Source organism: Candidatus Nitrosopumilus sp., from assembly GCF_029882185.1.
Taxonomy (GTDB): Archaea; Thermoproteota; Nitrososphaeria; order Nitrososphaerales; family Nitrosopumilaceae; genus Nitrosopumilus.
In genome coordinates, this window is the sequence record NZ_JAOULD010000011.1 from 20,225 (window position 1) to 45,796 (window position 25,572).

General features: G+C 34.0%; 33 protein-coding genes. 15 read left to right on the forward strand and 18 right to left on the reverse strand.

Annotated elements, in window-relative coordinates; genetic code table 11:
* Positions 1 to 35: 35 nt before the first annotated feature.
* Complete coding sequence (locus OEW78_RS04815; RefSeq protein WP_300324876.1) at positions 36 to 569, forward strand: HD family hydrolase; 534 nt, start codon at positions 36 to 38, stop codon at positions 567 to 569.
* 2 nt (positions 570 to 571) lie between these two features.
* Complete coding sequence (locus OEW78_RS04820) at positions 572 to 796, forward strand: hydrolase (RefSeq protein ID WP_300324879.1); 225 nt, start codon at positions 572 to 574, stop codon at positions 794 to 796.
* Here the strand turns inward: OEW78_RS04820 and OEW78_RS04825 are convergent.
* Entirely contained in the window at positions 793 to 1,092 is a 300-nt protein-coding gene (locus OEW78_RS04825) for a hypothetical protein (protein ID WP_300324882.1), read from the reverse strand. The genes OEW78_RS04820 and OEW78_RS04825 overlap by 4 nt on opposite strands.
* Positions 1,093 to 1,167: 75 nt before the next feature.
* On the opposite strand from OEW78_RS04825, the gene OEW78_RS04830 reads away from it, so the two are divergent.
* The 3 genes from OEW78_RS04830 to OEW78_RS04840 all read left to right on the forward strand — a co-directional run bounded on the left by OEW78_RS04830 (position 1,168) and on the right by OEW78_RS04840 (position 3,983).
* A complete protein-coding gene (locus OEW78_RS04830; protein ID WP_300324885.1) occupies positions 1,168 to 1,515 on the forward strand; it encodes a hypothetical protein in 348 nt (115 codons plus the stop codon).
* Between the two features lie 45 nt (positions 1,516 to 1,560).
* Complete coding sequence (locus OEW78_RS04835) at positions 1,561 to 2,784, forward strand: TIGR00300 family protein (protein ID WP_300324889.1); 1,224 nt, start codon at positions 1,561 to 1,563, stop codon at positions 2,782 to 2,784.
* A 245-nt stretch (positions 2,785 to 3,029) separates the two neighbouring features.
* A complete protein-coding gene (locus OEW78_RS04840; protein WP_300324892.1) occupies positions 3,030 to 3,983 on the forward strand; it encodes an SHOCT domain-containing protein in 954 nt (317 codons plus the stop codon).
* On the opposite strand, the gene OEW78_RS04845 is transcribed toward OEW78_RS04840, so the two are convergent.
* From OEW78_RS04845 to aspS, 7 genes are all read right to left on the reverse strand, one after another.
* A complete protein-coding gene (locus OEW78_RS04845) occupies positions 3,984 to 5,330 on the reverse strand; it encodes a pyridoxal phosphate-dependent aminotransferase (RefSeq protein ID WP_300324896.1) in 1,347 nt (448 codons plus the stop codon).
* 70 nt (positions 5,331 to 5,400) lie between these two features.
* The gene (locus OEW78_RS04850; protein WP_300324899.1) at positions 5,401 to 7,323 is read right to left on the reverse strand and encodes an AMP-binding protein; all 1,923 of its coding nucleotides are present in this window, start codon (positions 7,321 to 7,323) and stop codon (positions 5,401 to 5,403) included.
* 40 nt (positions 7,324 to 7,363) lie between these two features.
* The gene (locus OEW78_RS04855; protein ID WP_300324902.1) at positions 7,364 to 7,627 is read right to left on the reverse strand and encodes a hypothetical protein; all 264 of its coding nucleotides are present in this window, start codon (positions 7,625 to 7,627) and stop codon (positions 7,364 to 7,366) included.
* Entirely contained in the window at positions 7,627 to 9,033 is a 1,407-nt protein-coding gene (gene gatB / locus OEW78_RS04860; RefSeq protein WP_300324905.1) for an Asp-tRNA(Asn)/Glu-tRNA(Gln) amidotransferase subunit GatB, read from the reverse strand. The genes OEW78_RS04855 and gatB overlap by 1 nt, the downstream gene beginning before the upstream one ends.
* Positions 9,030 to 10,475 carry an Asp-tRNA(Asn)/Glu-tRNA(Gln) amidotransferase subunit GatA gene (gatA, locus tag OEW78_RS04865; protein ID WP_300324908.1) on the reverse strand — a complete coding sequence of 482 codons (1,446 nt, stop codon included), beginning with the start codon at positions 10,473 to 10,475 and terminating at the stop codon, positions 9,030 to 9,032. Before gatA ends, gatB begins: the two co-directional genes overlap by 4 nt.
* Positions 10,472 to 10,741: a hypothetical protein gene (locus OEW78_RS04870; RefSeq protein ID WP_300324911.1), complete on the reverse strand. Its 270-nt coding sequence runs from the start codon at positions 10,739 to 10,741 to the stop codon at positions 10,472 to 10,474. The genes gatA and OEW78_RS04870 overlap by 4 nt, the downstream gene beginning before the upstream one ends.
* 487 nt (positions 10,742 to 11,228) lie before the next feature.
* Positions 11,229 to 12,539 carry an aspartate--tRNA(Asn) ligase gene (gene aspS, locus OEW78_RS04875; protein WP_300324914.1) on the reverse strand — a complete coding sequence of 437 codons (1,311 nt, stop codon included), beginning with the start codon at positions 12,537 to 12,539 and terminating at the stop codon, positions 11,229 to 11,231.
* 112 nt (positions 12,540 to 12,651) lie between these two features.
* Between aspS and OEW78_RS04880 the strand changes: the two genes are divergently transcribed.
* The 3 genes from OEW78_RS04880 to OEW78_RS04890 are packed head-to-tail and all read left to right on the forward strand — an operon-like array spanning position 12,652 to position 14,153.
* Positions 12,652 to 12,846, forward strand: a complete 195-nt coding sequence (locus OEW78_RS04880; RefSeq protein ID WP_300324917.1) for a hypothetical protein — start codon at positions 12,652 to 12,654, stop codon at positions 12,844 to 12,846.
* 48 nt (positions 12,847 to 12,894) lie between these two features.
* Complete coding sequence (locus OEW78_RS04885) at positions 12,895 to 13,104, forward strand: hypothetical protein (RefSeq protein ID WP_300324920.1); 210 nt, start codon at positions 12,895 to 12,897, stop codon at positions 13,102 to 13,104.
* A gap of 23 nt (positions 13,105 to 13,127) precedes the next feature.
* Complete coding sequence (locus tag OEW78_RS04890) at positions 13,128 to 14,153, forward strand: formate--phosphoribosylaminoimidazolecarboxamide ligase (RefSeq protein WP_300324923.1); 1,026 nt, start codon at positions 13,128 to 13,130, stop codon at positions 14,151 to 14,153.
* A gap of 14 nt (positions 14,154 to 14,167) precedes the next feature.
* On the opposite strand, the gene phnE is transcribed toward OEW78_RS04890, so the two are convergent.
* From phnE to OEW78_RS04925, 7 genes are all read right to left on the reverse strand, one after another.
* Positions 14,168 to 14,953, reverse strand: coding sequence for a phosphonate ABC transporter, permease protein PhnE (gene phnE / locus OEW78_RS04895; protein WP_300324926.1), 786 nt, complete (start codon positions 14,951 to 14,953; stop codon positions 14,168 to 14,170).
* Positions 14,937 to 15,767 (reverse strand): ATP-binding cassette domain-containing protein, encoded by an 831-nt coding sequence (locus tag OEW78_RS04900; RefSeq protein ID WP_300324929.1) that lies wholly within the window; start codon positions 15,765 to 15,767, stop codon positions 14,937 to 14,939. Before OEW78_RS04900 ends, phnE begins: the two co-directional genes overlap by 17 nt.
* 17 nt (positions 15,768 to 15,784) lie before the next feature.
* Entirely contained in the window at positions 15,785 to 16,879 is a 1,095-nt protein-coding gene (locus OEW78_RS04905) for a phosphate/phosphite/phosphonate ABC transporter substrate-binding protein (RefSeq protein ID WP_300324932.1), read from the reverse strand.
* A 107-nt stretch (positions 16,880 to 16,986) separates the two neighbouring features.
* Positions 16,987 to 17,334 carry an HTH domain-containing protein gene (locus tag OEW78_RS04910; protein ID WP_300324935.1) on the reverse strand — a complete coding sequence of 116 codons (348 nt, stop codon included), beginning with the start codon at positions 17,332 to 17,334 and terminating at the stop codon, positions 16,987 to 16,989.
* A 9-nt stretch (positions 17,335 to 17,343) separates the two neighbouring features.
* Positions 17,344 to 17,673, reverse strand: a complete 330-nt coding sequence (locus tag OEW78_RS04915) for a helix-turn-helix domain-containing protein (protein WP_026090124.1) — start codon at positions 17,671 to 17,673, stop codon at positions 17,344 to 17,346.
* Between the two features lie 71 nt (positions 17,674 to 17,744).
* Positions 17,745 to 18,473 (reverse strand): CbtA family protein, encoded by a 729-nt coding sequence (locus OEW78_RS04920; protein ID WP_300324943.1) that lies wholly within the window; start codon positions 18,471 to 18,473, stop codon positions 17,745 to 17,747.
* A gap of 12 nt (positions 18,474 to 18,485) precedes the next feature.
* Positions 18,486 to 18,689, reverse strand: a complete 204-nt coding sequence (locus OEW78_RS04925) for a CbtB domain-containing protein (RefSeq protein ID WP_366523035.1) — start codon at positions 18,687 to 18,689, stop codon at positions 18,486 to 18,488.
* Between the two features lie 91 nt (positions 18,690 to 18,780).
* Here OEW78_RS04925 and OEW78_RS04930 point away from each other — a divergent pair, with 91 nt between their 5' ends.
* Positions 18,781 to 19,410: a DUF4443 domain-containing protein gene (locus OEW78_RS04930; protein ID WP_300324948.1), complete on the forward strand. Its 630-nt coding sequence runs from the start codon at positions 18,781 to 18,783 to the stop codon at positions 19,408 to 19,410.
* 16 nt (positions 19,411 to 19,426) lie between these two features.
* On the opposite strand, the gene OEW78_RS04935 is transcribed toward OEW78_RS04930, so the two are convergent.
* Positions 19,427 to 19,642, reverse strand: coding sequence for a CbtB domain-containing protein (locus OEW78_RS04935; RefSeq protein WP_300324951.1), 216 nt, complete (start codon positions 19,640 to 19,642; stop codon positions 19,427 to 19,429).
* Positions 19,643 to 19,775: 133 nt separating this feature from the next.
* Here OEW78_RS04935 and OEW78_RS04940 point away from each other — a divergent pair, with 133 nt between their 5' ends.
* The 4 genes from OEW78_RS04940 to prf1 are packed head-to-tail and all read left to right on the forward strand — an operon-like array spanning position 19,776 to position 22,234.
* Positions 19,776 to 20,102 (forward strand): hypothetical protein, encoded by a 327-nt coding sequence (locus OEW78_RS04940; RefSeq protein WP_300324954.1) that lies wholly within the window; start codon positions 19,776 to 19,778, stop codon positions 20,100 to 20,102.
* Positions 20,080 to 20,208 carry a hypothetical protein gene (locus OEW78_RS04945; protein ID WP_300324956.1) on the forward strand — a complete coding sequence of 43 codons (129 nt, stop codon included), beginning with the start codon at positions 20,080 to 20,082 and terminating at the stop codon, positions 20,206 to 20,208. Before OEW78_RS04940 ends, OEW78_RS04945 begins: the two co-directional genes overlap by 23 nt.
* Positions 20,209 to 20,265: 57 nt before the next feature.
* Positions 20,266 to 20,904: a thioredoxin domain-containing protein gene (locus OEW78_RS04950; RefSeq protein ID WP_300324958.1), complete on the forward strand. Its 639-nt coding sequence runs from the start codon at positions 20,266 to 20,268 to the stop codon at positions 20,902 to 20,904.
* Between the two features lie 49 nt (positions 20,905 to 20,953).
* Positions 20,954 to 22,234 (forward strand): peptide chain release factor aRF-1, encoded by a 1,281-nt coding sequence (prf1, locus tag OEW78_RS04955; protein ID WP_300324960.1) that lies wholly within the window; start codon positions 20,954 to 20,956, stop codon positions 22,232 to 22,234.
* On the opposite strand, the gene OEW78_RS04960 is transcribed toward prf1, so the two are convergent.
* Positions 22,227 to 22,631: an HIT family protein gene (locus OEW78_RS04960; RefSeq protein WP_300324963.1), complete on the reverse strand. Its 405-nt coding sequence runs from the start codon at positions 22,629 to 22,631 to the stop codon at positions 22,227 to 22,229. The two genes, prf1 and OEW78_RS04960, sit on opposite strands and share 8 nt — an antisense overlap.
* A gap of 366 nt (positions 22,632 to 22,997) precedes the next feature.
* Between OEW78_RS04960 and OEW78_RS04965 the strand changes: the two genes are divergently transcribed.
* Entirely contained in the window at positions 22,998 to 23,594 is a 597-nt protein-coding gene (locus OEW78_RS04965) for a protein-disulfide isomerase (protein WP_300324966.1), read from the forward strand.
* Between the two features lie 2 nt (positions 23,595 to 23,596).
* Here OEW78_RS04965 and OEW78_RS04970 read toward each other — a convergent pair whose 3' ends face one another.
* Positions 23,597 to 23,797, reverse strand: coding sequence for a hypothetical protein (locus OEW78_RS04970; RefSeq protein ID WP_300324968.1), 201 nt, complete (start codon positions 23,795 to 23,797; stop codon positions 23,597 to 23,599).
* A 98-nt stretch (positions 23,798 to 23,895) separates the two neighbouring features.
* Between OEW78_RS04970 and ilvD the strand changes: the two genes are divergently transcribed.
* Positions 23,896 to 25,569, forward strand: a complete 1,674-nt coding sequence (ilvD, locus tag OEW78_RS04975) for a dihydroxy-acid dehydratase (RefSeq protein WP_300324971.1) — start codon at positions 23,896 to 23,898, stop codon at positions 25,567 to 25,569.
* The last annotated feature ends 3 nt before the right edge of the window (positions 25,570 to 25,572 follow it).

Consider the following 25,572-nt stretch of genomic DNA (forward strand, 5'->3'; position numbering starts at 1 on the left):
ATTCATTAGTAGAAAACATCTCATTTCATAACATCATGACAATTGATTTTTTCAAAACTGCTGCAAATCTTAAAAAAGTCAAAAGACAGGGGTGGATAGATAAACTATCTCTAGAACACCCCGAATCAGTAGCTGATCATTCATACTCTATGGCAATAATGGGCATGATACTATCAGATATTGGAAATTGTGATTCTGAAAAAATCTTGAAAATGATTTTACTACATGATTTGGCAGAATCTGAAATTGGAGATTACACTCCAGGACAGATTACCTCTGAAGAAAAAAGAAAACTAGAAGATGAAACATTTTATAAAATTTCAGAGAATCTGCCTGCGGACATAAAATCACAATATCAAAAAATCTGGGATGAATACCAAGAAAATAAATCATATGAATCAAAGTTGGTACATCAGATTGACCGCTTGGAGATGGTCCTTCAAGCAACAATATATGAAAATGATGGCCATTCTAAAGAAAATCTATCCTCATTTATTGAATCAGCCAAACAAGACATTACAAATCCTAAATTAAAAGAATTATTTAGAAAGATTCTGGAAAACAATTAGAGATGTCCAATACTGAAAAGGATGAATTAATTGAGGCACAAAAACAAGTAATTGGAATATTGTTTGAAGTGATTAAAAGACAACAAACCAACAGTGATCTTGATGAAGAATATTTTCAGATTATTTCAAAAGGAGAGAAAAATGAGATTCGCATCAAAGAGATTCAAAACGAAAGAACAGAAAATGCAAAAATTGTAGGCAGGTTGTTAGAACAATTAGAAATCTAATTTCCACAACTACAATCATCATCAGATATTATTCTAAGATGGGCTGTTTGTTGATATTTGTCTTGAATATAATTTGCCATATTCACAATTCTGACTCGAGGCTCTTTTGTAGTCCAATGCCCTTCATTTTCAAACCAAAACTCTATTTCATCAAGATCATATCGTTCATTTTGCTCAACAAGACCTTTAAAGATTAATTTTATCTCCTCAATTTCAGATTCGGATAATTTTGATTTATCCTCAACCAATGTACTGATTTCATTTAATTTGATTATTACTGGATTTGTTAGTGGCATATTTTCTCATACGTTCAGATTCTATAACAATCTTTAGAAGATAAATTGTTATAGCAACCAAGTTAATTGAAATACATGCAGTATTTTCAGGCTTTAAAATTAGGTCAGAAAAGGGTTGCAGAGGCCAGAGAATATCTAAACACTTTGACTGACGGTAAAGCAATGCCCGCACTAGCACTGGTAGATACCAAATCCAATGTATGGAATCCCGTAGGTGAGGAGAACCTTTATGCGTTTGTTGATGAGTCGTCAGGTTTTATTTTGACTGATAGTAGTGGGTATATCCTTGCACTAGTGGATAAAACAGGGTCGTCAAAAACCATAGTTCAAGGAGTGACAAAGCAACAAAAGGAGGTTTTGGAAAAAGCATTTGAAAAAGACAACATTCCAAAATTTGAGGGTAAAGTAATCTTGCCTGTCTAAAGAAAAAACGTAAGCTTTAGTTATGATATAGTATCCAGAAATAAAATGGGCAAATTTTCTCAAGAAATTGAAGTCAGAGGTCATTTGATTGACTCGTCAATTTTGACGAAGATCTTTGATAAAATTATGGATCTTCATGGGGAATTTGAGGTAGAAGAAATTGAGATTGGTAAAAAGAAAGGGGATCATTCTTTTGCACGATTACTAGTTACAGGAAAGAATCAAAAACATCTGGATGAAATTTTAGAAACAATTTATCGATTAGGAGCAGTATCAAAAATTCAACAAGAAATCAAACTAAAAAAATCTCCAAAAAATTATGTAATGCCAGATGATTTTTACAGTACAACAAATAACCACACAAGTATTTTTTACAAAGGAAAATGGATTCAAGTAGAAAATATGATGATGGATAAATGTATAGTTGTAAAAGGAAACAGAGCATTTTGTGTTCCAGTAAGAGATGTAAAAAAAGGAGATAATGTGATTGTGGGAGAAAGCGGAATCAAAATTACCCCACCAGAGCGTCCAAGAGAAGGAGTCAATGTTTTTGAATTTATGGGAAGTTCAAGTTCCAGCGAGAGACCAACTCAACACATTGCAAAAAAAGTAGCTGATGATATTTACAATACAAAGAAAAAGGGAGGAAAAATCGTCATCGTTGGAGGTCCTGCAATTGTACATACAGGAGCAGATGATGCTGTATCATATTTGATCAAGGCAGGATACATTGACGGAGTATTGGCAGGAAATGCATTAGCAGTTCACGATATAGAGTATGCGACTCTTGGCACATCCCTTGGAATGAATGTTCATGATGCAACACTTGCTTATCACGGGCATAGAAATCACATGGATACAATCAACGCAGTTTTCAAAGCAGGCTCTATTGCAAACATGGTAAAAAGTAAAAAACTAACCAAAGGAATCATGTATGAATGTATAAAAAATAATATTCCATTTGTTTTGGCAGGATCAATTAGAGATGATGGTCCTCTACCAGATGTAATAACAGATGTTGCACAAGCACAGCGAGAATACAAAAAAATTCTAAAAGATGCAAGTATGGTGATAATGATTTCAACTATGCTGCATTCTATTGCTACAGGAAACATGCTACCTGCAAATGTCAAAGTGATTGTAGTGGATATCAGCCAGCCAACCGTTACAAAATTAATGGATAGAGGAACTTGGCAAGCTATGGGAATTGTATCCGACGTGGGTGCATTTTTGCCAATGGTTGCACAACAAATCAAGAAAAAGAAATGATTAAGGAGACAGTCTAGGATACCTCAAAACCAAGTCATCTGAACCATCATGGACAAATAAAATAAATGTAAAAAATATGACTGAGTGTAAAAAATACTTTCTTAATCTATTTCAAACAGAATTTTTAATAAAGGATTACAATATGTTAAAAATTTTAAATTAGAATTTAACGATTTCGTATAATAAAACTGGATAAATTCTACGCTTTTCTTAAATTGAAAATTCATGCAAGGATTTTATTAAAAATGAAGAAATATCTTTCATATTCTCTAGGATTGTTGTTTTTAGGACTATTAGTCAATCCAGCATTTGGGGAAGTGACCAGTCTTTATACAAACAATGATTCATTTTTGATGGGGGATAAAATTGAATTTTCAGGTACTGTTGAAAAAGAATCTAATGGACTAGTAACAATCGTGATTCAAGATCTAAATAACGAATTTGTGTTGTTAACACAAGCAACGATAAACCATGATGACACTTTTGAAAAAAGTATACAAATCGAGGAAACATTTACTCATAATGGAATTTACAACGCAACAGGTTTCATTCTAAACATGACTAGAGGAGTCACTTCAGAATTTAGTGTGTCATTAGATGAAAATAAAATAATCGACGAAATAATTTCAGAAGAACTAGAAGATAAGGTAATTGAGAATGCACAAATTATAATTCAAGGAAATGAACAAGATGTTCCATTAGAGAACGTAAAGATCATAAATAGAGATTTTGTTGATTCTAATGTCCAACCATCTTATTACGTTAAAAGATATTATTCTGAACCTGCATACAAGAGTTGGTTTGATAGGAATTATCCTGGACAAACAATTGAAGAAACCGTGGGATACACAGACAATGTAGAAAAAATAAAATCAGCAGTAAATGACATTATGGATAATAAAATTATTCCAGAAGTACAAGCATCATCAATTGTTACATCTAATCATAATAGTGATGATTCAGATATTGCACAAATTACATTGATTTTAGCCGCATTAGGTATATTATTTGGAGCAGTGTACGGCGTTAAAAAACAAGTAGATAATAATTCAAGACAAATTTCAATTAACAGAAACAGTATAAGCATTCCAAAAATCATCCATCACAAGTTTGATCCTAAAGAGATCCTTGAGACAAGATTGGTCAAAGGTGAAATCACTTTGGAAGAATATGAAAAACTAAAATCAAAATTAGACTAACTATGAAACAACTGTAGAACTTGGGGTTTCTTGTAAGAAATCCTTTCTCAATTTACCGAAAAAGTCAGCAATCATATCAATACCTGCAACCACTTTAGGAGCATTCTTTTTTACAAATTCAATTTTTTCTATGCTGGATTTTGGTTTGTTATCCAGATAATTTTGATAGACTTTTGCTCCATCATAGTCTACATATGCAATCCTTGCACTAAAGTCTGTTCTCTCTAAAACAAGGCTATCACCACCAACTATTGCAGTGTGATAAGGGTGGACAATCAAAGATTCAGATAATTTTTGAGATGTAAAGATATTAGATTTTTGCAAATCAGGGGCATATGAATTAAAATCAGCTAAAAGATAGAAAGTAGCATCAGGTTTTGTTACTTTTACTCCTTCAATTGCAGTAAGAGCATGATGAGTGTATTCGCCCATTATTTGATGAATGTTTCTTGTAACTTCAAAATATTCATCCATTTCTTTACTGATTTCAAATCCTGCAACAGCAGCGTGTTGTATTGGAGTTGATACTGCAGTATATTCAGTTGCAAGAATTTTTTTAAACTGCACCCCAAGATTCTCAGCATGTTGTGGAAAAACAACATAGCCCAAACGATACCCGCCAGCAGCGTGTGATTTTGATAGACCATTTGTAATGAATGTTCCTTCAGGATAAATTTTTCCCATACTGACAAATTTTGAAAAATTGTATGTTGTTTGAGCATAAATTTCGTCAGAAATCACCGTAATGTTTTGTTCTTTACATATATCAGCAATTTCCTCTAGCTCTAGTCGATCATACAATAATCCCGTAGGATTATTTGGATTGTTTAAAATCAATATCTTTTGTCTGTCTTGTAATCTTAATGCTAATTTCTTTAGATCATTTGGAGATATTTTTTTGTTAGCTCTAGTAGGCAACATGTGGTAATTTTTTTTGAGAAATCGGATTTGAGGAAGATATCCTAACCATGCAGGAGTAGGCAAAATTACAGTCCCGTGTAAAATTTCTAAAAGATTAAAGATCAGTTCTTTTGTTCCAGGGCCAACATAGATTCTTTCGGGGGAGACATCCATATTGAAATAATGTTTGTTGTATTTAGAAATGGCATTTCGTAATTCTGTGATTCCAGATATAGGGGCATATGCTCCCTTGTCAACATTTTTGATTAATGCTTCCTGAATTAATTTAGGGACAGGAAAGGGAGATTGACCAAATGCAAATCCATAAAATCCAAAACTACATTCTGCATGAGGACAGTTTGAATGAAATTCTTGCAAAAATGTGTTTAATTTGAGATTCTCAGGCATCTCAATGTCTTCTACCTGCTGATCAACTACAAATTTCAATAATGTTACCAACAGGGACAGGCATTATAAACAAATCGAGAAATAATAGATAACAAATAGATAGATTTCATCAACTTATTTTTTCAATTTCATCTAAAACTTCAGGATTTTCCAAAGAAGACAAGTCTCCAAGTTCCTGGCCTAACAATTTGGATTTTAATAATCTGCGCATAATTTTTCCTGTTCTGGTTTTCGGGAGGTCTGATAATTGAAAAAGTAGTTTTGGTCTTGCCAACTTGCCAATTTTTTCTACCACATAATCAGAAATTTCAGAGACAGACAATTTTTCAGAGACGTTAGATACAAAAAATACTACAATTGCTTCACCAGTGATATCATCAGGAATTGCAATTGCTGCAGCGTCAGAGATTTTTTCATTGGATATAACAACATGTTCAATTTCAGCAGTAGACATTCGATGACCTGATACGTTAATCACATCATCAGTTCTTCCACGCATATACCAAAGACCATCCTCATCCACATACACATAATCCCCATGAAACCAAACATCTTTAAATTTAGACCAATATGTTTTCAAATATCTTTCATCATCATTTAACAGACCTCGTGTCATAGCAGGCCAAGGAGATTTTATTACTAAATAACCATTTTTGCCTCTAACAGAATTTTGATTCTCATCAACTACATCCAAATTCATTCCAGGTACCGGAATTCCAACAGTAGATGGTTTTAGTTTCATTCCAGGAAAAACAGACAACATTGCGCCACCAATTTCAGTTCCTCCAGAAAGATTCATGATAGGAATTTTTTTATTTCCAACTTTTTCATACAGCCACCACCATGAATCCTCATCAAGAGGTTCACCGGTGGTTGGAATGTTCCTGATTTTATCTAATGAAAATAATTTAGACGGTTTAATGTTATTTTTTTTAAACAATCTTACAGCAGTTGGAGATATCCCAAAGATTGTTGCACCATATTCCGATAACATCCTCCAAAGTCTATCAGATGTGGGAAAATCTAATCCTCCATCGTAAATCACAGCAGATGCGCCAATCATTAAAAGACCATAGATATTCCATACGAGGCCAGTAATCCAACCAATATCTGCAGGCCAAAATAGCGTATCTTGTGCCTGCAAATCAATAAGATATGCTGCCTGATGTCCCGCAAACACCGAAAACCCACCATGAGTATGAATCACGCCTTTTGGTTTGCCTGTAGTGCCAGAAGTATACAAGATAAACAAAGGATCCTCAGAATCTAAAATTTCAGTATCGCAAGAATCGCTCTGAGTAGATACAAGTTTGTCGTAAAAAACAATGTTTTCAGATTCAGCATATTCATCAATTCCTTTGTATGGTACCAGTATTGTTTTTTCTACAAATGTATCGACAAGTGCAATTTCCATAGATTTTTTTTGAGAAACAGGTTTTCCTTTACGATAAAAACCATCTGAAATTATTAAAAATTTAGCACTACAATCTTTTAGTCTCACATGTAATGATTCTGAACTATATCCAGAAAAAATTACAGTTTGTATTGCACCTATTTTTGCTGCAGCAAGTATAGATAAAATTGCTTCTTCAATCATAGGCAAATATATTGCAATAACATCTCCTTTTTTTGCCCCCATTGACTTTAATCCATTTGCAAGTTTTGAGACTTTTGAATTTAATTCAGAATATGAAATTTTTGATTTTTTGCCATCTTCAGATTCAAAATAATATGCAATTTTTTCAGGAGATTTTTTAGCAAATTTTTCTACAGAAGATTTGCAAAGATTTGTTTTTCCGTCAACAAACCACTTTGACCATGCTATCCCTTTTGAGTTATCCAATATTTTTGTATATGGTTTATCCCAAACTACACCAATGTCTTCATCTACTGATTTCCAATACCATTCTAAATCATTTTTAGATTTATCAGATAAATCATTCAACGTCAAAAGATTATGCTTTTTCATAAATTTGTAAATATTAGATTCCTGGATTTGTTTTTCAGTTGGAACAAATTCAAAATCAGACAAGGTTTCTTTTTTTAGATTATGACACAGTAAAAAGATTTTTTTATGAAATATCTATCCCAAGACGTCTAGCGCATGCAATAGATGATTTACCTACATCTTCATTAATTCCAAATTGAAGTAATTTTTCTGTCCATCCGGTTTGTATCCCCATTGTGTTTTCACGATAATATTCTCTTAAAATCACGCCTATTTCATCATCTAATCTGTGCCTAGTAGCATCATTCATGCCTGCTTGAAGAATGGTAGCATCAGACATAGCCAGAATTTTGATAAATTCTATATCTTCAAGAGATATTTCAGGCATTAGATACCAATTTGTTTTTTTAACAAATTCAAAGTTAATGTAGGATCTGCCTTTCCCTTTGTTTTTTGCATAACTTTGCCCACCAAATAATTAATTGTCTGAGGGTTTGACCTTGTTTGCTCAACAGCTTGTGCCTCTTCAGAGATTACCTGTGTTATAATTCCAGACAATTCAGATTCATCAGAAACATTTCCAAGATCTAGTTCTTTGATTATTATTGACAAATCTTTTCCAGTTTTCAGAATCTCATGTAATGCATTTTTTGATGAATTTCTAGATAGTTTGCTAGACTGAATAGAATCTGCTAGATCTTTTAAATGATGAGGTGTCAATTTTGATGCTTCTCGTTTTTCTCTTGTGTCTACTAGTCCCATCAAATCAGTTGTGATTATATTTGCAATTTCTTTTGCATTTGATTCAGTGTGAGAGTCTTCAAACAAATCAGAATAATACTTGTCAGAGGATAGCACGTCAGCTACCTGTGCAGGAATATGATATTTTGAAACATATCTTTCTTTTTTAGAGACGATGCTTTCAGGCATTTCAGAAATTAATTTTGTTTTAGTTGCAGGATCAATTATGACCCATGGAATATCGCCTTCCAAAAAGTAACGATAATCCAATTCCTCTTCTTTAGAACGGGATGATACAGTTATCTTTCTTTTATCATCCCAATGACGTGTTTCTTGGATGATTTCAATTTCACGAGAATGCAAACTTTCTTGTCTAGTAATTTCAAAGTGCACTGCTTTTTCTAAATCATGAAATGATCCAATGTTTTTAATTTCAACTTTTTTTCCTCCTTTGATTGATACATTAGCATCTGCTCTCATCGCACCCTCCAAACTAGGATCTGCAACTCCAAGATTTTCAAGAATATCTGACAAAATATTTAGAAAATCTCGAACTTCTTTAGGAGTCTCAAAATCTGGTTCAGTAACAATTTCTACTAACGGTGTGCCTGCACGATTGTAATCTACTAGAGTTATCTGATTTTTTGAAGAACTTCCTTCGTAAATCAACCTCCCAGGGTCTTCTTCTAGTTGGATTCTAGTGATATTGATTTTTTTATCTCCCACCATTACCGAGCCAGTTCCACCGACACTTGTATCTCCATAGATATTGAGTTGTGTAATTTGAAAGTTTTTTGGCAAATCAGGATAGAAATAATTTTTTCTAAAGAATGCGATTTTTTCAGGAGTTGAGCAATTAAGAGCCATTGCAATAATTGTTGCTTTTTTTACCGCTTCTTGATTTAATCGAGGCATACTTCCAGGCAATCCAATACATATAGGACATATGTTTTCGTTGATTTCAAATCCACGATAGTTTGCTTTGCATGGGCAAAATAATTTGCTATTTAGATTTGTTAGCTGACAGTGAATTTCCAAACCAATCATGGTCAAAGTGGAACCTCCGGCAAACGTACAGTTTGCTCTAATGCATATGCTGCTTGAAGTAATTGTTTATCCTGTAAGGTGTCTGCCATCAATTGGATTCCAATAGGCAAACCATTTGAAATTGCAAATGGAACAGAAATTGCAGGCTTTTCTGTGAGATTTGCAGTTACTGTGTTAATATCTACTAAAAATAGTGAGACAGGATCATCTATTTTTTCACCCAACTTGAATGGGAGTACCGGAACCGTAGGAGATAGTAGAAGATCAAATCTTTTAAACGCATCATTGATCTCATTAGTAAGTTTGCTTTTTACTTTTAATGCCTTTAAGAAATATTTTCCAGCTTGTCCTGAAGAGGGTACAAATCCACCAATAATCATTCTTCTAGTTACCTCGGGGCCAAAATTGCGTCTGGCCTTTGAGATGTATGAATTAAACTCATAGCCCTCAAGTGGAAAATCGTAACCATATCGTATGTTGTCATATCTTGCAAGATTACTTCCAGCTTCAGTTGCAGTAATGGTGTAATATGCTGCAACTGAATATTTTACCATGTCAAGTGAGATCTCCTCACATATTGCACCCAAACTCTCAAGTTTGGAAATAGCATCTTTTGTTGCAGACAATACGGCAGGGTCTATTCCCTCACCAATCATTTCTTTGATGATGCCGATTTTTTTGCCTTCAATGCCAGAATCTATTCCTGATAGATAGTCTTCATTTTTGTTATCAATTGTAGTATTGTCATTAGGATCAATTCCTGAAATCATATTTAGCATAAAGGCAGTATCTTTTACTGTTCTAGTCAAAGGGCCAATCTGTTCAATACTGTTAGCATATGAAATTAAACCAAATCTGCTAATCAATCCATAAGTCGGTTTGAATCCTACTGCAGAACAAAAACTTGCAGGGTTTCTCACAGACCCACCAGTGTCAGAGCCAAGAGATGCAACACACTCAAATGCGCTAACAGATACCGCACTACCACCAGAAGAGCCACCTGGAACGCAGTCATTATTCCACGGATTTTTGCTGGGACCAAATGCACTAAACTCAGTAGTCAAACCCATTGCAAATTCATCCATGTTTACTTTGCCAACGAATATGGCATCTTGTTGCTTTAGTTTTCTAATCACAGTAGCATCATATGGCGCAATAAAATTTTCAAGCATTTTTGATGCACATGTAGTTTTAGAGTCTTTGATACACAGATTGTCTTTAATTGAAATCGGCATTCCGAAACAGTCTCCAACTTTTTCGCCCGACTTTATTTTTTTGTCAATATCTCTGGCCTGATCAACTGCTTTTTCATTTACAGACAAAAATGCATGAAGTTTATCATCCTCATTATGAATCTGCTCTAAGGTTTTTGCAACAAAATCTTCTGCAGATATATTTCCAATTTTTACTTCTTGAATGTAATCAAGAGCAGATATTTTTAGATTCATGAAGACATCTTTGGTGCACGAACGTATGTTCCCTTGTAATGATTTAGTTTTTCAATCAATTTATCATCAAATGGGATGTATTCATCTTTTCTTAAATTTGAAAGAGAAATTTCAGGCATTGAAATTTCTTCGGATTCTACTCCTGCAGAATCTAAAATATCAAAATAATCAATCATAGCATGTACTTTTTCAATAAACTCTTTATGATCATCAACATCTATTCTCATCAATTTTGAGACGTGTTCTAATTCTTCTTCAGTTACCATGATGTTTCAGATATTAATGCATTATATTTAATCTAACAAAATACCAAGAAAAGGAATAGTTTGGACATAGGATGAGCCGGATCCTGGGCAACTCCCTCCAGAACATATCTTTCCAAACATTAGTATAGGTGATTCATTAACTCCTTTATTAGATGGAGTCATCTTCAAGAGCATTGCCAGCTGTTGTTGTACCAAAATAAATACGCAGTTCTTCACAAAGATCTATACTTTGATCAAGATAGGCATATGCTATAATAGTAGGAGAGTTTGATGTTGCACAATCTACAATATAGAATGCATTGGTAGAACCTCCTAGAGTTTCAACAACAGCGCGGTATCTTCTCTAACATAGAATGTGTTTGGGGAATCATTGTTTATAATATTAATTCTCCACACCGCAGAACAGAATTGGAAAAAATGACTGATAAAGTATTGAACAAAATCAAAAAATCCTCCTACAAATAAAATTTAGAATTATCTCAAAAATTTATGGGGTCAATCTATCAACATCTCTTGGATAGAATGTAGTATCACGAATATTTTCAGTTCCAGTCAAAACCATTATCAATCGCTCAAGACCAATTCCACAACCAGCGTGTGGTGGAACACCATAATCAAAAGCTCCAAGATGATATTCAAATGCATCAGTTTTCATTCCTTTGTTTTTCATTCTATCAGCCAACTCATCACGTTTTTCAATTCTTGTACTTCCAGAAGACAATTCCAAATCACCATACATTAAATCAAAAGATTCAGAAACTTTGGGATTGGATTTACTATCTTTTACATAGAAAGGTTTTGGTGCAAGAGGCCAATCAGTAATAAAATAAAATCCATCAAGGCCTATTTTTTTTAGATTTGAAGGATACAAGTCATCACCCCATTCTGTTTTTGCACCTGCCTTTTGCATTTTATCTACAAGTTCATCATAAGAATATCTTGGAATGGATTTGGGAACTTTGATTTCAGGAAATCCAGAATCAGGATTTTCTTTAGAATAAACATTTACGGTTTGAATTGAAACTTTGATGATCTCTTCAATTCTATTCATTACATCATTATAATCTACAAATGCTTCTTCCAGATCAATCGATATTGCTTCTGCCAAGTGACGATTAGTTCTGGATGGTTCGGCTCTAAAAATAGGAGCAATTTCAAATATTTTTTCAAAACTCATTGTTAATTGTTCTTTGTATAATTGGGGACTTTGTGCCAAGAATGCCTCTTTGTTATAGTAAAATATTGGAAATAGTGCAGCACCACCTTCAGTAGCAGTAGCAATCATTTTTGGAGTATTGATTTCAACAAAATTTTGATTGTTAAAATAATCTCTAATTGATTTTAGAACTAAACTTCGTGTTTTGAAAATATGTTGTAAAACATCACGTCTAAGATCAATGGGTCTCACCTCAAGTCGAGTATCAATATTTTTGACAGTTTTTACAGTAGGCTCAAATGGAGGAATTTTTTCAACTTCTGAGAAAACCCTCATATCAGTTGGTATTATCTCAAATCCGCTTGGTGCTTTTTCAGATGCCTTGACGTTGCCAGTTATTGCAACCGAAGAATGTGCTTTCAGTGAAGAAATTTTCTCGCGTATTTCATCAGGACAATCTCCTTTTTTTGCCACAATAGAAAGATCACCGTTTTTGTCACGAATTGTAGCAAAGCTGATGTTCCCATGACTCCTGACAGTCAATATCCAACCCATCACAGTAACTTTAGTGCCATCCATTGCAGAGGTAATTTCATTGGAATAATGAGATCTTCGTAAAGTTCCAAGCTCAGTTTCTATCATAATTTACATTATTCTTGATTTCATGGTGTAATTAATTTTTATACAAAATAATGGACAATTGTATTAATTTTCATAATGCTTATAGCCAGTAAAAAATTCACATCAAAACAAGATGAATTTCCTCATAGCACTGGTTATTGCAATATTCATCATTGTAGGAGTATACGTAGGATATCATGTATCTCAACAAGAAACCCCTGAAGGCGGAGAAGCTCACAATATTACAGTAGAACTAGAAACTCTAAACGATAATTCAGAATCGGTGCAAATCTTACAAAATCCAGAAATTCGAAAAACAATCCTTTAGAAATAGCAAAGTCGGATTTATATTAAATTATATCCATTATTGAAAATCATGGTACTTTCAAACAAAGAAAGAATGGTTGCAATTATTTCAAACGGAATAGCCGTTTTTTCATTATTACAAGAACGCGATGAATTGCCAAAAAATACGGCAATGTATGATTTTGTGTTAAAAGTCATTCCAGAAAATATCAAATCAGAATTAAGTGTGGAACTGATAGACGAAGTATTCCAGTATGTAACCTCCGCACATAGTTCATAAAGTACAAAGTATTCACAAAAACAGTGACATCCATAGCAACATTAGGCTCACATTGTTCTCTACAAGTTTTAAAAGGAGCAAAGGATGAAAGCCTCAAAACAATTCTTGTGTGTGAAAAAAAACGTGAAAAATTATACAAAAGATTTCCATTTATCGATGAATTAGTCATAGTAGATTCATTCAAAGAAATACTAGATGAAAAATGCCAGAAAATTCTTGAAGAAAACAATTCTGTTCTAATCCCGCATGGAACATTAATCGCACAAATGAGTTCTGAAGAAATAGAATCAATCAAGACCCCCATATTTGGAAACAAATGGATTCTAAGATGGGAATCAGACAGAGAAATGAAAGAAAAACTCATGAGAGAGGCAAAACTTCCAATGCCAAGACCCGTTACAGAGCCTAAAGATATTGAAAAACTGGTGATTGTAAAAAGGCAGGGGGCTGCAGGAGGAAAAGGGTACTTTATGGCAGCAAATGAAAAAGACTACAATATAAAAAGAAATCAATTGATTTCAGAAGGAATAATTTCTAAAGAAGAAACACTATACATTCAAGAGTATGCAGCAGGTGTTTTAGCTTATTTGACATTTTTCTATTCTCCATTAAAAGAAGAGTTGGAATTCTTTGGAGTTGATCAAAGACACGAATCAGATATTGAAGGGTTGGGAAGAATACCTGCAGAACAACAACTAAAATCAAACAAAGTTCCATCCTTTAACGTCATAGGAAACAGTCCTTTGGTTTTGCGAGAATCATTATTAGATGAAGTCTATACTATGGGAGAAAATTTTGTAGAAGCTGCTAAAAGAGTGGTTGCACCAGGAATGAACGGACCATTTTGTATAGAAGGAGTTTATGACGAAAATGCCAAGTTCACATCGTTTGAATTTTCAGCAAGAATTGTTGCAGGATCAAATATCTACATGGATGGCTCTCCATATTACTCATTATTATTTAACGAAACAATGAGTATGGGAAAAAGAATCGCCAGAGAAGTAAAAACGGCTGCAGAATCAAATCAATTAGATAAAATTACAACATAAAACATTGCTCAGATTTATTTTGTAATCACTTTCATTCCATGTTGTGATTTTATGATGTATTTGTCTCTGATTTTTACACTAGCCCAATCTATGAACAGAACAGTTACTAGCACCACCAACATGAAGATTGCCGCTTTTCCGTATTCAAAGAATTTGATATAATTGATGATGTAGAATCCAATTCCGCCAGCACCAACTAATCCAAGTATGCTAGTTTGACGAACATTGTAATCAAACATGTATAGCATTTGGCTTAACAAATGAGATGCAGATTCGGGGATGACTACATATCGTATTAGTTGCCACTTTGAGACACCGATGGAGTTTACAGCATCCATTGGATCAGAATCAATGGTCTCAATTGCCTCATACTGTAACTTTGCGACAAATCCAACTGTATACATGACAATTGCCAAAACACCTGCAAAAGTTCCAAGACCAACCATAATCACAAACAAAATTGCCCAAAGAATAGAAGGGAATGTTCGTATTGCTGCCAATAAAGCACGAACTGGAGCATAAACATACTTGCTGTTTAGATTTCGTGCTGCCAGCATACTAAGAGGTAAGGCTATTGCAGTACCCACCACAGTTCCAATGAATGCCATTTGAATAGTTTCAAACATTGCCCAAAGTGCTGTCGGAATATACTTTGGCTCTACAAGAAACATCTCTTCTGCAACAATTGCAAGATTGGGTAACCCTTTAGCAAATTCTAAAGGATTAGCGTCCACATTATATGATGCAACTACAACTAGTGCAATGATAATTCCAATTATAATATTATTTTTTGGTGTCATCTGAATACATCTCCATAATTTCCTCAGTGTTCAAATCCCCTGTTTGAAAGTCAACAATAGTGTCACCTTCAACACCAATTTCTAGAATTTTTCTGCCTTCTTTAATTACTGCAACTCTATTTGCATATTCTAATGCCAATTGCATATCATGATGAACCATGATGGCAGTAAGATTCATTCTTTTTTGAGCATCAGCAATCAAATTCATTATTTCACGTGCAGTGACATGATCTAATTCTGAGACAATCTCATCAGCTAACAAAATAGTAGGTTTTTGCATCAGAGCTCTGGCAATAGCAACGCGACGTTTTTCCCCACCACTTAACATGTATGCTTTTCTGTCTTCTTTTCCAGACAATCCAACAAGAGACATTATTCGTTTTGCTTCTTGGATTTCAGATTCGGGAAATTTTTTAAATAAAGATTGGAGTTTTGTCAATCGAGGTAATGCACCAATCAAAATATTTTCAAGCACAGTGATGTTTTTTACCAATCCCAAACTTTGAGGGATGTAACCTATAGTATGCATCATTTTTTTGAATTTTTTATTATTAATGTTAGGTGTAACATAATCAATTTTGATCGTACCCTTACTTGGAATCATCATCCCATTCATCAATTTTAGAAGAGTTGATTTTCCAGAACCTGATTGTCCAACAATGGCATAGTTTGTACCTCTAGATATCGAGAGATTGATTCCCTCCAATGCAAAATTTTTAGAGTCATATGATGTCCACACGTTATTCATTTGGATAATTTTATTTGTAGAAATTAATGAAAAAGAAGGGTTTTGGGTCATCTGAATTTGTTTCATTTCAAGAATCCCGGGTTTTATTTGCTCTTGTCGTAATTTGATTTATCAAGAATCAACTGATCAAGTCCTGTCAAAGCATCAATAAAGTCACCAAACTCACCAATATGCATAGTTGTAGTGGTTGGGACTAGAGCTTCTGCACCGTACAAATCCTTCAAAATATGATTATTTTCATCATAATTGAGTTCGATCATTGCATCAACAAGTGCATTTTTGGTAGAATCTGACATGTCAGAGCTTACCATAAACACATGTGATGGAACAGGTCCAATGGTTGTTACGGGTCTCAACTTTACTTGATCTTTTAATTCAAGATATTTTTGCGGAGCAATATCTGAACCAAATGCAACATCAACGTTTCCATTAAGGAGTAATTCTAATGCAGCTTTGTAACCGCCTGCAAATGTGTAACTTTCAAAGTTCTTTGCCAATGCAGACTCTAAGGCTACAATATCATCTCCTTCTATAGAAACATGACCTTCGGTAACTAAAGTTCCCATAGGTCTAACAAAACCAGATGAACCAGTAATGCTAGTAAATGCTACTTTTTTGCCAACTGTATCTTCCAATGAATTGATTGAATCATTTTCAGCAAGGGCCCAAACTGTGGCCTGATAGTTTACTTTTCCTGCAACAAGTTCAGCCATAACTGCCTCAGCGCCAGTTCTTTGATGAGTTATCCATGCAGGGCCAGTATCCATAAAGGCTGCATCAATATGACCGAATCTCATTCCTTCAATGATTGTCTCATAATTTGTTGGAACTACGATTTTAACATCTATGCCAAGCTCAGATTCTAGGAATTTTTCCAGTTCTTGAGCCTTTGGAGTCAATTCATCAGCTTTTTCAACAGGAATGAATCCAATGGTCATGGTGTCAATATCTACAGTGTTAGATTCAGATGAAACATTGATGATGCCATTTTCCAACAGAAACGTAATTCCGTTTAGAAAAGTTTCATCATCCAAAGTACCATCAGCCCACCAGCCAGCATTTGTTTTAATCCATTCAGGAACCAAATTTTCTGCTTGTGCAGATTGAGTTAATGGTACAGACAATACACCAAGTACTGCAAAAGCAGCAATCAATGTCAATGTAATTTGTCGTTTCATGATTAACAAAAAATTAGGACAAGCTAAATTATTTAAAGCAAAGTATCATTCCAAACAATCATTCCAAATCTATAGAATGAGAATAAGCTGAGTCTTAAGATAGACAGTTAAGAAGATTTTGGATTCGTAGTATTAGAATACAAATTCAAACTAGGCTCCAAATCGTCCAAAGTGATTTCAACTTTTCCAATTCTGCTCCGGTACAACTTTATTTTTTTACCCTCTGGGGATATGATGAATTTGTCAACTTCTGCCAAGGCAAGTTCTTCTAATGTAGATAATGTTTTGTATACAGTAGAAAGTGAAATTTTTAATTCATCAGCAATTTGAGTAGCATCTTTTGATTGGTTTTTTACCGAAAATAGCACAGACCTTGTACAGACATTGCTTAAGGACTCGATAATTTTCTGCGTAATGTCAAACTCTGATAATTGGATTATGGTAGGTTTTTGCAATCTTGTCACTCAGTTTGGAATTAAAGTAAGAACAGGTTCTGGCTTTCGTATAGAGATATCGGCTTTACTTATTCTGCTTCGATATACCTTGTATTTTCTGCCTTTATCAGACAGCATCCATTTTTCAACTTCAATTAATGTTAATTCCTCAAGATCAGTCAATTTTTTGTATACAGAGCTAAGAGGGATTTTCAGTTTGTCTGATAATTCGGCAGCAGTATTTCCTTTCTTTATTATTGAAAACAAGATTGCACGTGATTCAGAATCAGCTAGAGCTTCTATTACTTTTTGAGTAATATCATATTTTTTTAATTGGGGCAAAGTTAATTTTCGAGACATGCAAACATTTGAAATATTATTGATCTATTTAAACGAGTTGTAGTCATTCTCATTCTAGAGAGTTGGAACAATCAAGTGTAAGGAGTTGTTTCTTTATGCGATTCGAATCTATTCCAAAACAATCCCAAAATTATTCCAACAGATATCCAGAATGAAGAGACACCGAGTACAGACATCAATCTAAATTCATTTACAAGACTCATAGGAGCAGTGATTTCATCAGGGTTTTCTGGCATTGCAAAGAAAACTGCAGATATGAAAATACCATAACCGACTAGAGAAATAATTTTTTTATTGTTTTCAAATCTCTTAGATAACTTGTAAAAAGCAACGGCACCTATGCCAGATATTGCAATAAAAGACAAATACAAAATTGCCCTCAATACAACAGTTTCAGCATCGCCTACCGTGGGAGGATTTGCAGGATATTTGAGAAAAGGTATCAAGTATAAAGTTGCCCACATAATTCCTGCAAGTAATAGAGATTTTTTCACATAATGATTTCCAGGAAGGGAATTCTTAGATAATGCAAATACCATTCCAAAAAGAGACCCTACAGAAACCCCTAAAATTACCCCTGCAAGAATCTGGCCACTTTTTTGCCATACTCTATATCCTTCGTATTCTACCCAAAATTCAGGAGTGTCTTCTTCTTCGCCAGATGCAAAGAGGTTTTGATTTTCAATTCCAATAGCTTGATCAAGATAGGGTTCCACAATTGCAAAATTTACAGTTCCATGAACAAGTCCAGCAAGAGTACCTGAAATTAAAACAATTGTTAAAAATAGAACCGTTTTCAAAATTAATCACATCTAATGGCAAGGAAAGCCTGCTGCGTGTCTCATATCATGAGTCAATTCATGAATGTAAAGGTCAGTAAATGCTTGTTCACCATATACTAGACTAAAGATATGTCCTTGGTCAAACCCAACAACAAATAATCCTGCTGCAAAAATTATCGATAAAACAAGAATTCCAAAAACAGGAATTGTTGATTTAGATTTTGTTGTTAACACTGAACTATTCAATGAATTTCAAATTGTTCATAATTATATAACTTGTTGGATAGATTATCCAATTTATATAATAAATAATGTATTCTGAAACATGAAACAAACAATCAAAATTTTACAAAAAGTTGTAAAAAGAAAAGGATCTAGTAAGACATTATCATTTAGTATGCCTCATATTTTAAAATCAATTTTCCATTTGTCAAATCAAAAATATGTTAGTCGTTCAAATTTTTGTAAAGAAATTCAATTAGGAGAAGGTGCAGTAAAAACACTAATTGGACATATGAAAGAAGAAGGATTAGTAGAGACAATAAAATCAGGTACTTTCCTTACTAAAAAAGGACAAAAAGTTGCCGAGAAATTTTATGATGCAATTCCGGCACAAGGATTTCTAAAGAAATGCGATATTACTAAAGGGAAATTCAATTACGTTATTAGAATCAAAAAGGAATTTGCTTCAAATTTAGGAAACGGAATGCAACAAAGAGATTATGCAATTCTTTACGGTGCATCAGATTCATTAACTCTGAATCATGATAAAAATGAATTTTTCTTCATAGGAGATAAAATGAAATGTTTTGATAATGAATCTGAAACAAAGAAGGATTTGATAGACAAAGTAAATCCAAATAACGGAGATGTCATAATCATCACATCGTCTGATGATAAATTTGTGGCAGAAATTTCAGCAATCAATACTGCAATATGGACAATAAATAATTAAAATAATAAATGTTAAGCTAATGGCAAGGAAAGCCTGCTGCGTGTCTCATATCATGAGTCAATTCATGAATGTAAAGGTCAGTAAATGCTTGTTCACCATATACTAGACTAAAGATGTGTCCTTGGTCAAACCCAACAACAAATAATCCTGCTGCAAATACTATTGCTAATGCAAGAATTGCTAGTTTTGAAACACCTGTTTTTGAGACAGTTATTTGCCTTAATTCAGACATAAGAAATATGATTCTCTGTTTATATTAAAACTCTTGGGTGCTGAAAAAAATATCAAATAGTCATGAAAATCTGTTATTATGTGATCTTACATACTGCTGTTTTTGATATCTTTTCTCCTAGAAAATTCATAAAATGGATCATTTAGGAATAAGGAAAGAGAGTAGTAGATACAAAAATAAAATTTCATACACCATACAAGGCAAATTAATTGATCTGTATGGTGCAAACGGATACAAATCAATAATGCAAACAATGACAAAAATTTCTGAAAAAACAGAAGATGAAACAATTAGAAATTTTAGAATTATTTTCAGAGTTATCATAAGGGGTTTTTGGAAAATCATCAAAATCAAAAATTTTGGTTCCAATCAAAATGAAAATAGACATCATATGAATAGAGAACATCCATCAAGAGAAGAAAACAAAAAAAGAATGCATGAGAATATTAATTGCAGATGATGAAATAGAAATTTTAGAATTATACAAAGCATTTTTTGAAGGAAAAGAAAGAGACGTCAAAGAAAAGAGGACAGAAATTAGGATGGTTTTACAAAATCTTATTTAGAAAATTAAGACATAAAAATTAGCGAAGATATTTACTTGAAATAAAGATTGTAACTGTATGGAAAAATTGTACTTGTTGACAATTCCTGTATTGATTGGAGTGTTCACAGGAATGTTCATGGTATATTATCCAGAATCTGAATCAAATCAAATAACAATAACAAAATTAATTGAAGGAGGGTCTCCAATAATGGGAAATCCAAACGCATCCATCACAATATTGGAGTGGGGAGATTATCAATGTACATTTTGTTACAAATTTCATCAAAATACTTTAGACATCATAGATGAAGATTTTATCAAATCTGGAAAAGTCAAATTAGTGTTCAAAGATTTTCCTCTAAACGGTCCTGATTCATTTTTGGCTGCAGAGGCCACATATTGTGCTCAAGATCAAAAAAAATATTGGCAGTATCACAATGAACTATACACAAATTGGGCAGGAGAAAGGACAGGCTGGATCACTAGAGAATCACTTGATAGATTTGCAATTACAGTGAATTTGAATTTGGATGAATTTAACAAATGTCTTGATGAACGAAAATATCAAGAAAAAGTAATTTTAATTCATGATTTTGGAAAAGAGATAGGAATTGATGCTACACCATCATTTCTAGTCTTCAATGGTGAAAAAGTTATCAAAATTAGAGGAAATCAACCATTAGAAGTATTTCTTAGAACATTTGATGAATTATGATTTTAAAAAATATCAAAAAGATATATTCGCAAATTAAAGAGTAATTTTAATGCCTAAAATTAACATCGAAAAACAAGATTCAGTAAAAATCTATAAAATTCGAAAAACACTAGAAGAGTTATCTCAAAAATCAGGCAGAGGTACTGAATTAATCACAGTATACATTCCAAAAGGAAAACAATTACATGAAATTATCAGCTCTCTTCAACAAGAACAAGGAACTGCAGACAACATAAAATCAGACTTGACAAGATCACATGTGGTTGATTCATTAGGCAAAGTCATTCAAAGATTGAAGCTATACAAAAAAACTCCGGATAGAGGACTAGTGATGTTTTGTGGTGCATTACCCCCAGAAGAAGGAGGGCCTCTAGGAAGTGAAGTAGTCAAGGTTTGGGAAATTGATCCACCAAAAGATTTGAATCAGTATCTGTATCGATGTGATGATCATTTCCATGTAGACATTCTAAAAGACATGTTAAAGGACGATAACCTCATAGGATTTCTAGCAATAGATGCAAAAGATGCAGGGTGGGGATTACTACATGGAGATAAAATAGAAGTGTTATCTCAAACAGGATCAGGGGTTGCAGGAAAACATAGACAGGGAGGACAGTCTGCAAAGAGATTTCAGAAATTAAGAGAAATGGAGTTGAGTTATTTCTATAATAGAGTTGCACAGACTACACGTGAATATTTTATTGACATTTATCCAGTCAAAGGATTAATTATTTCAGGTCCGGGACCTACAAAAGAAGATTTCATTAACGGAAATTATCTAGAATACAGATTACAAAACAACATTATCAGTACAATTGATTCATCATATTCAGGGGCAGAAGGAATAAGGGAAGCTTTTGCAAAATCAGCAGACATTCTAGGTGATTTCAGAATGGTAGAAGAGAAAAAATTAGTAGAGGATCTGTTCAGAGAAATCAATTCCAACACAGGCAAAGGATCATACGGATTGCAAGAAGTAATAGAGTTTTTGAAAAACAATGTTGTTCAGACTTTGCTAATTACAGATAACACAAATCTCCACAGAGTGGAAGGAAAATGTAAAAGATGTAAACACATTCAAGAAGAAATCGTTGAAAGACCTCTAGTAATCCCAAAAAAAACAGAATTTGTCAACAATCCATGTCAAGGTTGCAAATCAATGGAAGTAGAAGTTAATGAACAAGATATTGTAGACTATCTTGAAATATTGGCATCAAAAACAGGTACTCAGCTTGAAGTTATTTCAGGCAGTGCAGAGCATGGAAACATGCTTGCAAGTTTAGGAAAAGTAGGAGCAATTCTAAGATATAATCCAGGACATGCTAAATAAGACTACGAATTTTTTCTGCTAGTTCTGAGAGTTCATGATCACTAGATATTTGTCGTTTAGTCCAAACGGTTCCTTTACTATTGTATCTAGGAATAATGTGTATATGGACATGGGGGATGATTTGTTTTGCAGCTCTGCCATTATTTTGTCCTAAACTAAATGCGTCTGCTCCAGCAGCATCCAAAATGGCTTGGGCAATTCTTGGCACAAGTGAGAACAGATTTCCAACATCATCAGAAGTCATATCGGTAATTCTTTCATGATGTTTTCTTGGAATAATCAAACTATGCCCTACATCAATTGGATATTTATCTAAAAATGCAACATGATGTTCGTCTTCATACAAAAAATGGCCATCTCTCTTGCCATCTAAAATATCACAAAAAATACAGCCCATAAAATAAAACCAGTTCTAATTTTATTTATTGTTTCTAATTGATTCTAATCATATTTTATCTAGCCATGATTCCCTTAATTATAGAAAGTAAATCCTAAAGATTTAATTTTCTTCTTTTCCACAATGCATGCATCTTTTTGAGGATAATATCTCAAACCACACAAAATCATGAATAAAGCCCTCTTTGCAATTCACATTGTCATTAGATTTGATAGCATTACAAAGAGTCTGGTCAAAAACAGTCTCGATCAACATTAACTATTCAAAACAATTCATCAAAAACAAAGATTGTCTTATTAAAAACCTGATCAAGATGGATTAGTGACGAATGGTTAATTAGGGCACATTTTGAAGTGGAATTAACTAATGGGCCGAAAAGAGAGACGAGAGCGTGAAGTAAAACGTGAAAACTATGCCACAAAGCACTCAGCCGAGAAAAAGAAGCAGACGTTAATTGCCATCGGAGTATTATCCGTAATTGCAGTAATTGTCGGGTATGCAGGCTATATGTTTTTGAACATGACTGAGACAGCACCTGGAGGACCAGAAAATGCAGGAGCCTTGGGAAGTGAGCATTCACATGCAGCAATATTGGTGAAAATTTTTGGCGATACATTTGATTTTGACGGTCCAGCTTTTCAAATAAAATCATCTTGGATTCATTTTGAAGGAAGAGACGGAACTACAATTCACAAGCATGCAACGGGAGTCACTCTAGGATATCTCTTTGAAACACTTGCAATAGGTCTTGATGATCAATGTTATGTATTTCCAGATGGAAAGCAATTCTGTACAAATGAAGATTACACACTAAAGTTCTTCATTAATAGAGAACAAGTATCAGACATTAGAGATTATGAAATTCAAGAAGATGATAGAGTATTGATTGTATTTGGTGCTGAAACTCCTGAAGAAATTGAAGCCTATTTGTTACAATTAGATAATCAAGAATTGATCAAATAAAATCAAGATTCATCTTTTGTGGTAAATGATGATGCACTTTTGTCAAACATCATATAATATCCACACATACTGCACCGTAAAACTGTCAGTTCAGTTGTAAGAAATTCCTTGTCTTCAAAGCGTCCACTAAGTTTAACATTATCCCCCGCAATTTCGGCTTTATTGCTCTTGCATATTGGACATTCAAGTGCTTTTTGTTCCATGAAATAATCCAAAATAGTTACAATTTAAACTCAATGAAAGTTTGTAATTAGAAAATTTCAACAAAGTCTAAATTATACCAATCAAAAATTAACATGTAATGGAAATATCTAGCAAAAATGTCGTAGATGGAACAGCACGTTCTCCACATAGAGCAATGTACAAAGCCATGGGGCTAGATGACAATGATCTTAGTAAACCATTCATCGGAGTTTGTCATACAGGTAATGAGGCAACTCCCTGCAACATTTTATTACCAAAATTGGCAGAAGAGGCAAAACGAGGAGTTGAAGAAAACGGAGCAACTCCAAGAATATTTTCAACAATAGCAGTAAGTGATGGAATTGCTATGGGACATGAAGGAATGAAATCATCTTTAATCTCTCGCGAAGTAATTGCAGATTCTATTGAATTGATGGTAAGAGCCCATCAATATGACGGAATTGTAGGAATTGCAGGTTGTGATAAAAGTTTGCCAGGCACAATGATGGCAATGGCCAGATTGAATTTACCTTCGGTCTTCGTATATGGAGGAACAATTATGCCAGGAATTCTTGACGGCAAAGAGCTGACAGTAGTTGATGTGTATGAGGCAGTAGGAGCATATGATGCAGGACAAATTTCCCTAGAGATGTTAAAAAATATTGAAAACACAGCGTGTCCTAGTTCAGGATCATGTGGAGGAATGTTTACAGCAAATACAATGGCATCAATTTCCGAAGCTATTGGTTTGGCATTGCCAGGAAGTGCCAGTCCCCCAGCAGAAGATGAACGCAGAAATAAAATGGTATATGATACAGGTGCAGCATGTGCAAAATTACTAGAATTAAACATCAAGCCAAGAGACATTATGACGTATGAAGCATTTGAAAATTCAATTGTAATGTTAAATGCAGTAGGAGGATCAACAAATGGAATTTTGCATCTGTTATCAATGGCAAATGAAGCTGGAGTAAAATTAACTTATGATGATTTTGAGAGAATTAGAAAAAAGACACCACATATTGCAGATATGAAACCAGGTGGCAGTTATGTCATGAATAGTCTTGACAAGATTGGGGGAATTCCCTTTGTTCTAAAAAAATTAGCTGCCAAAGGATTACTAAACGGAAATTGTGTTACGGTTACAGGTAAAACTATTCAACAGAATCTTGATGCCATGACAATTCCAGAACCAGAACAATCAATCATCAGACCAATTGAGAATCCACTGCATTCAGTAGGAACAGCTGTTGTTCTCAAAGGAACCCTTGCACCAGAAGGAGCAGTAATTAAAACAGCAGGTGTAGAGATGACAAAATTTACAGGTAAAGCCAAAGTGTATGACAGAGAAGAATATGCATTTGATGCAGTAGCCAAAGGAGATGTGGAAGAAGGAGAGGTAGTGGTCATCAGATATGAAGGTCCCAAAGGAGGACCAGGAATGAGAGAAATGCTTGCAACAACAGCGGCACTTGTAGGACAAGGGCTAGGCAAAAAAGTAGCAATGGTAACGGATGGAAGATTTTCAGGAGGAACCAGAGGATTCATGGTAGGCCACGTAGCACCTGAAGCATATGTTGGAGGTCCAATTGCACTAGTAAAAGATGGTGATGAGATCACAATAGATACAGAAACTACTGTAATTGATCTTCATGTTTCAGAAGAAGAATTGGCAAAAAGGAGACTCGAATGGAAAAAACCAAAGCCCAATTACACATCAGGTGCACTTGCAAAATATGCAACACTTGTAGGCTCGGCAGCACATGGTGCAATCACATCTGCAAACCCATAGATG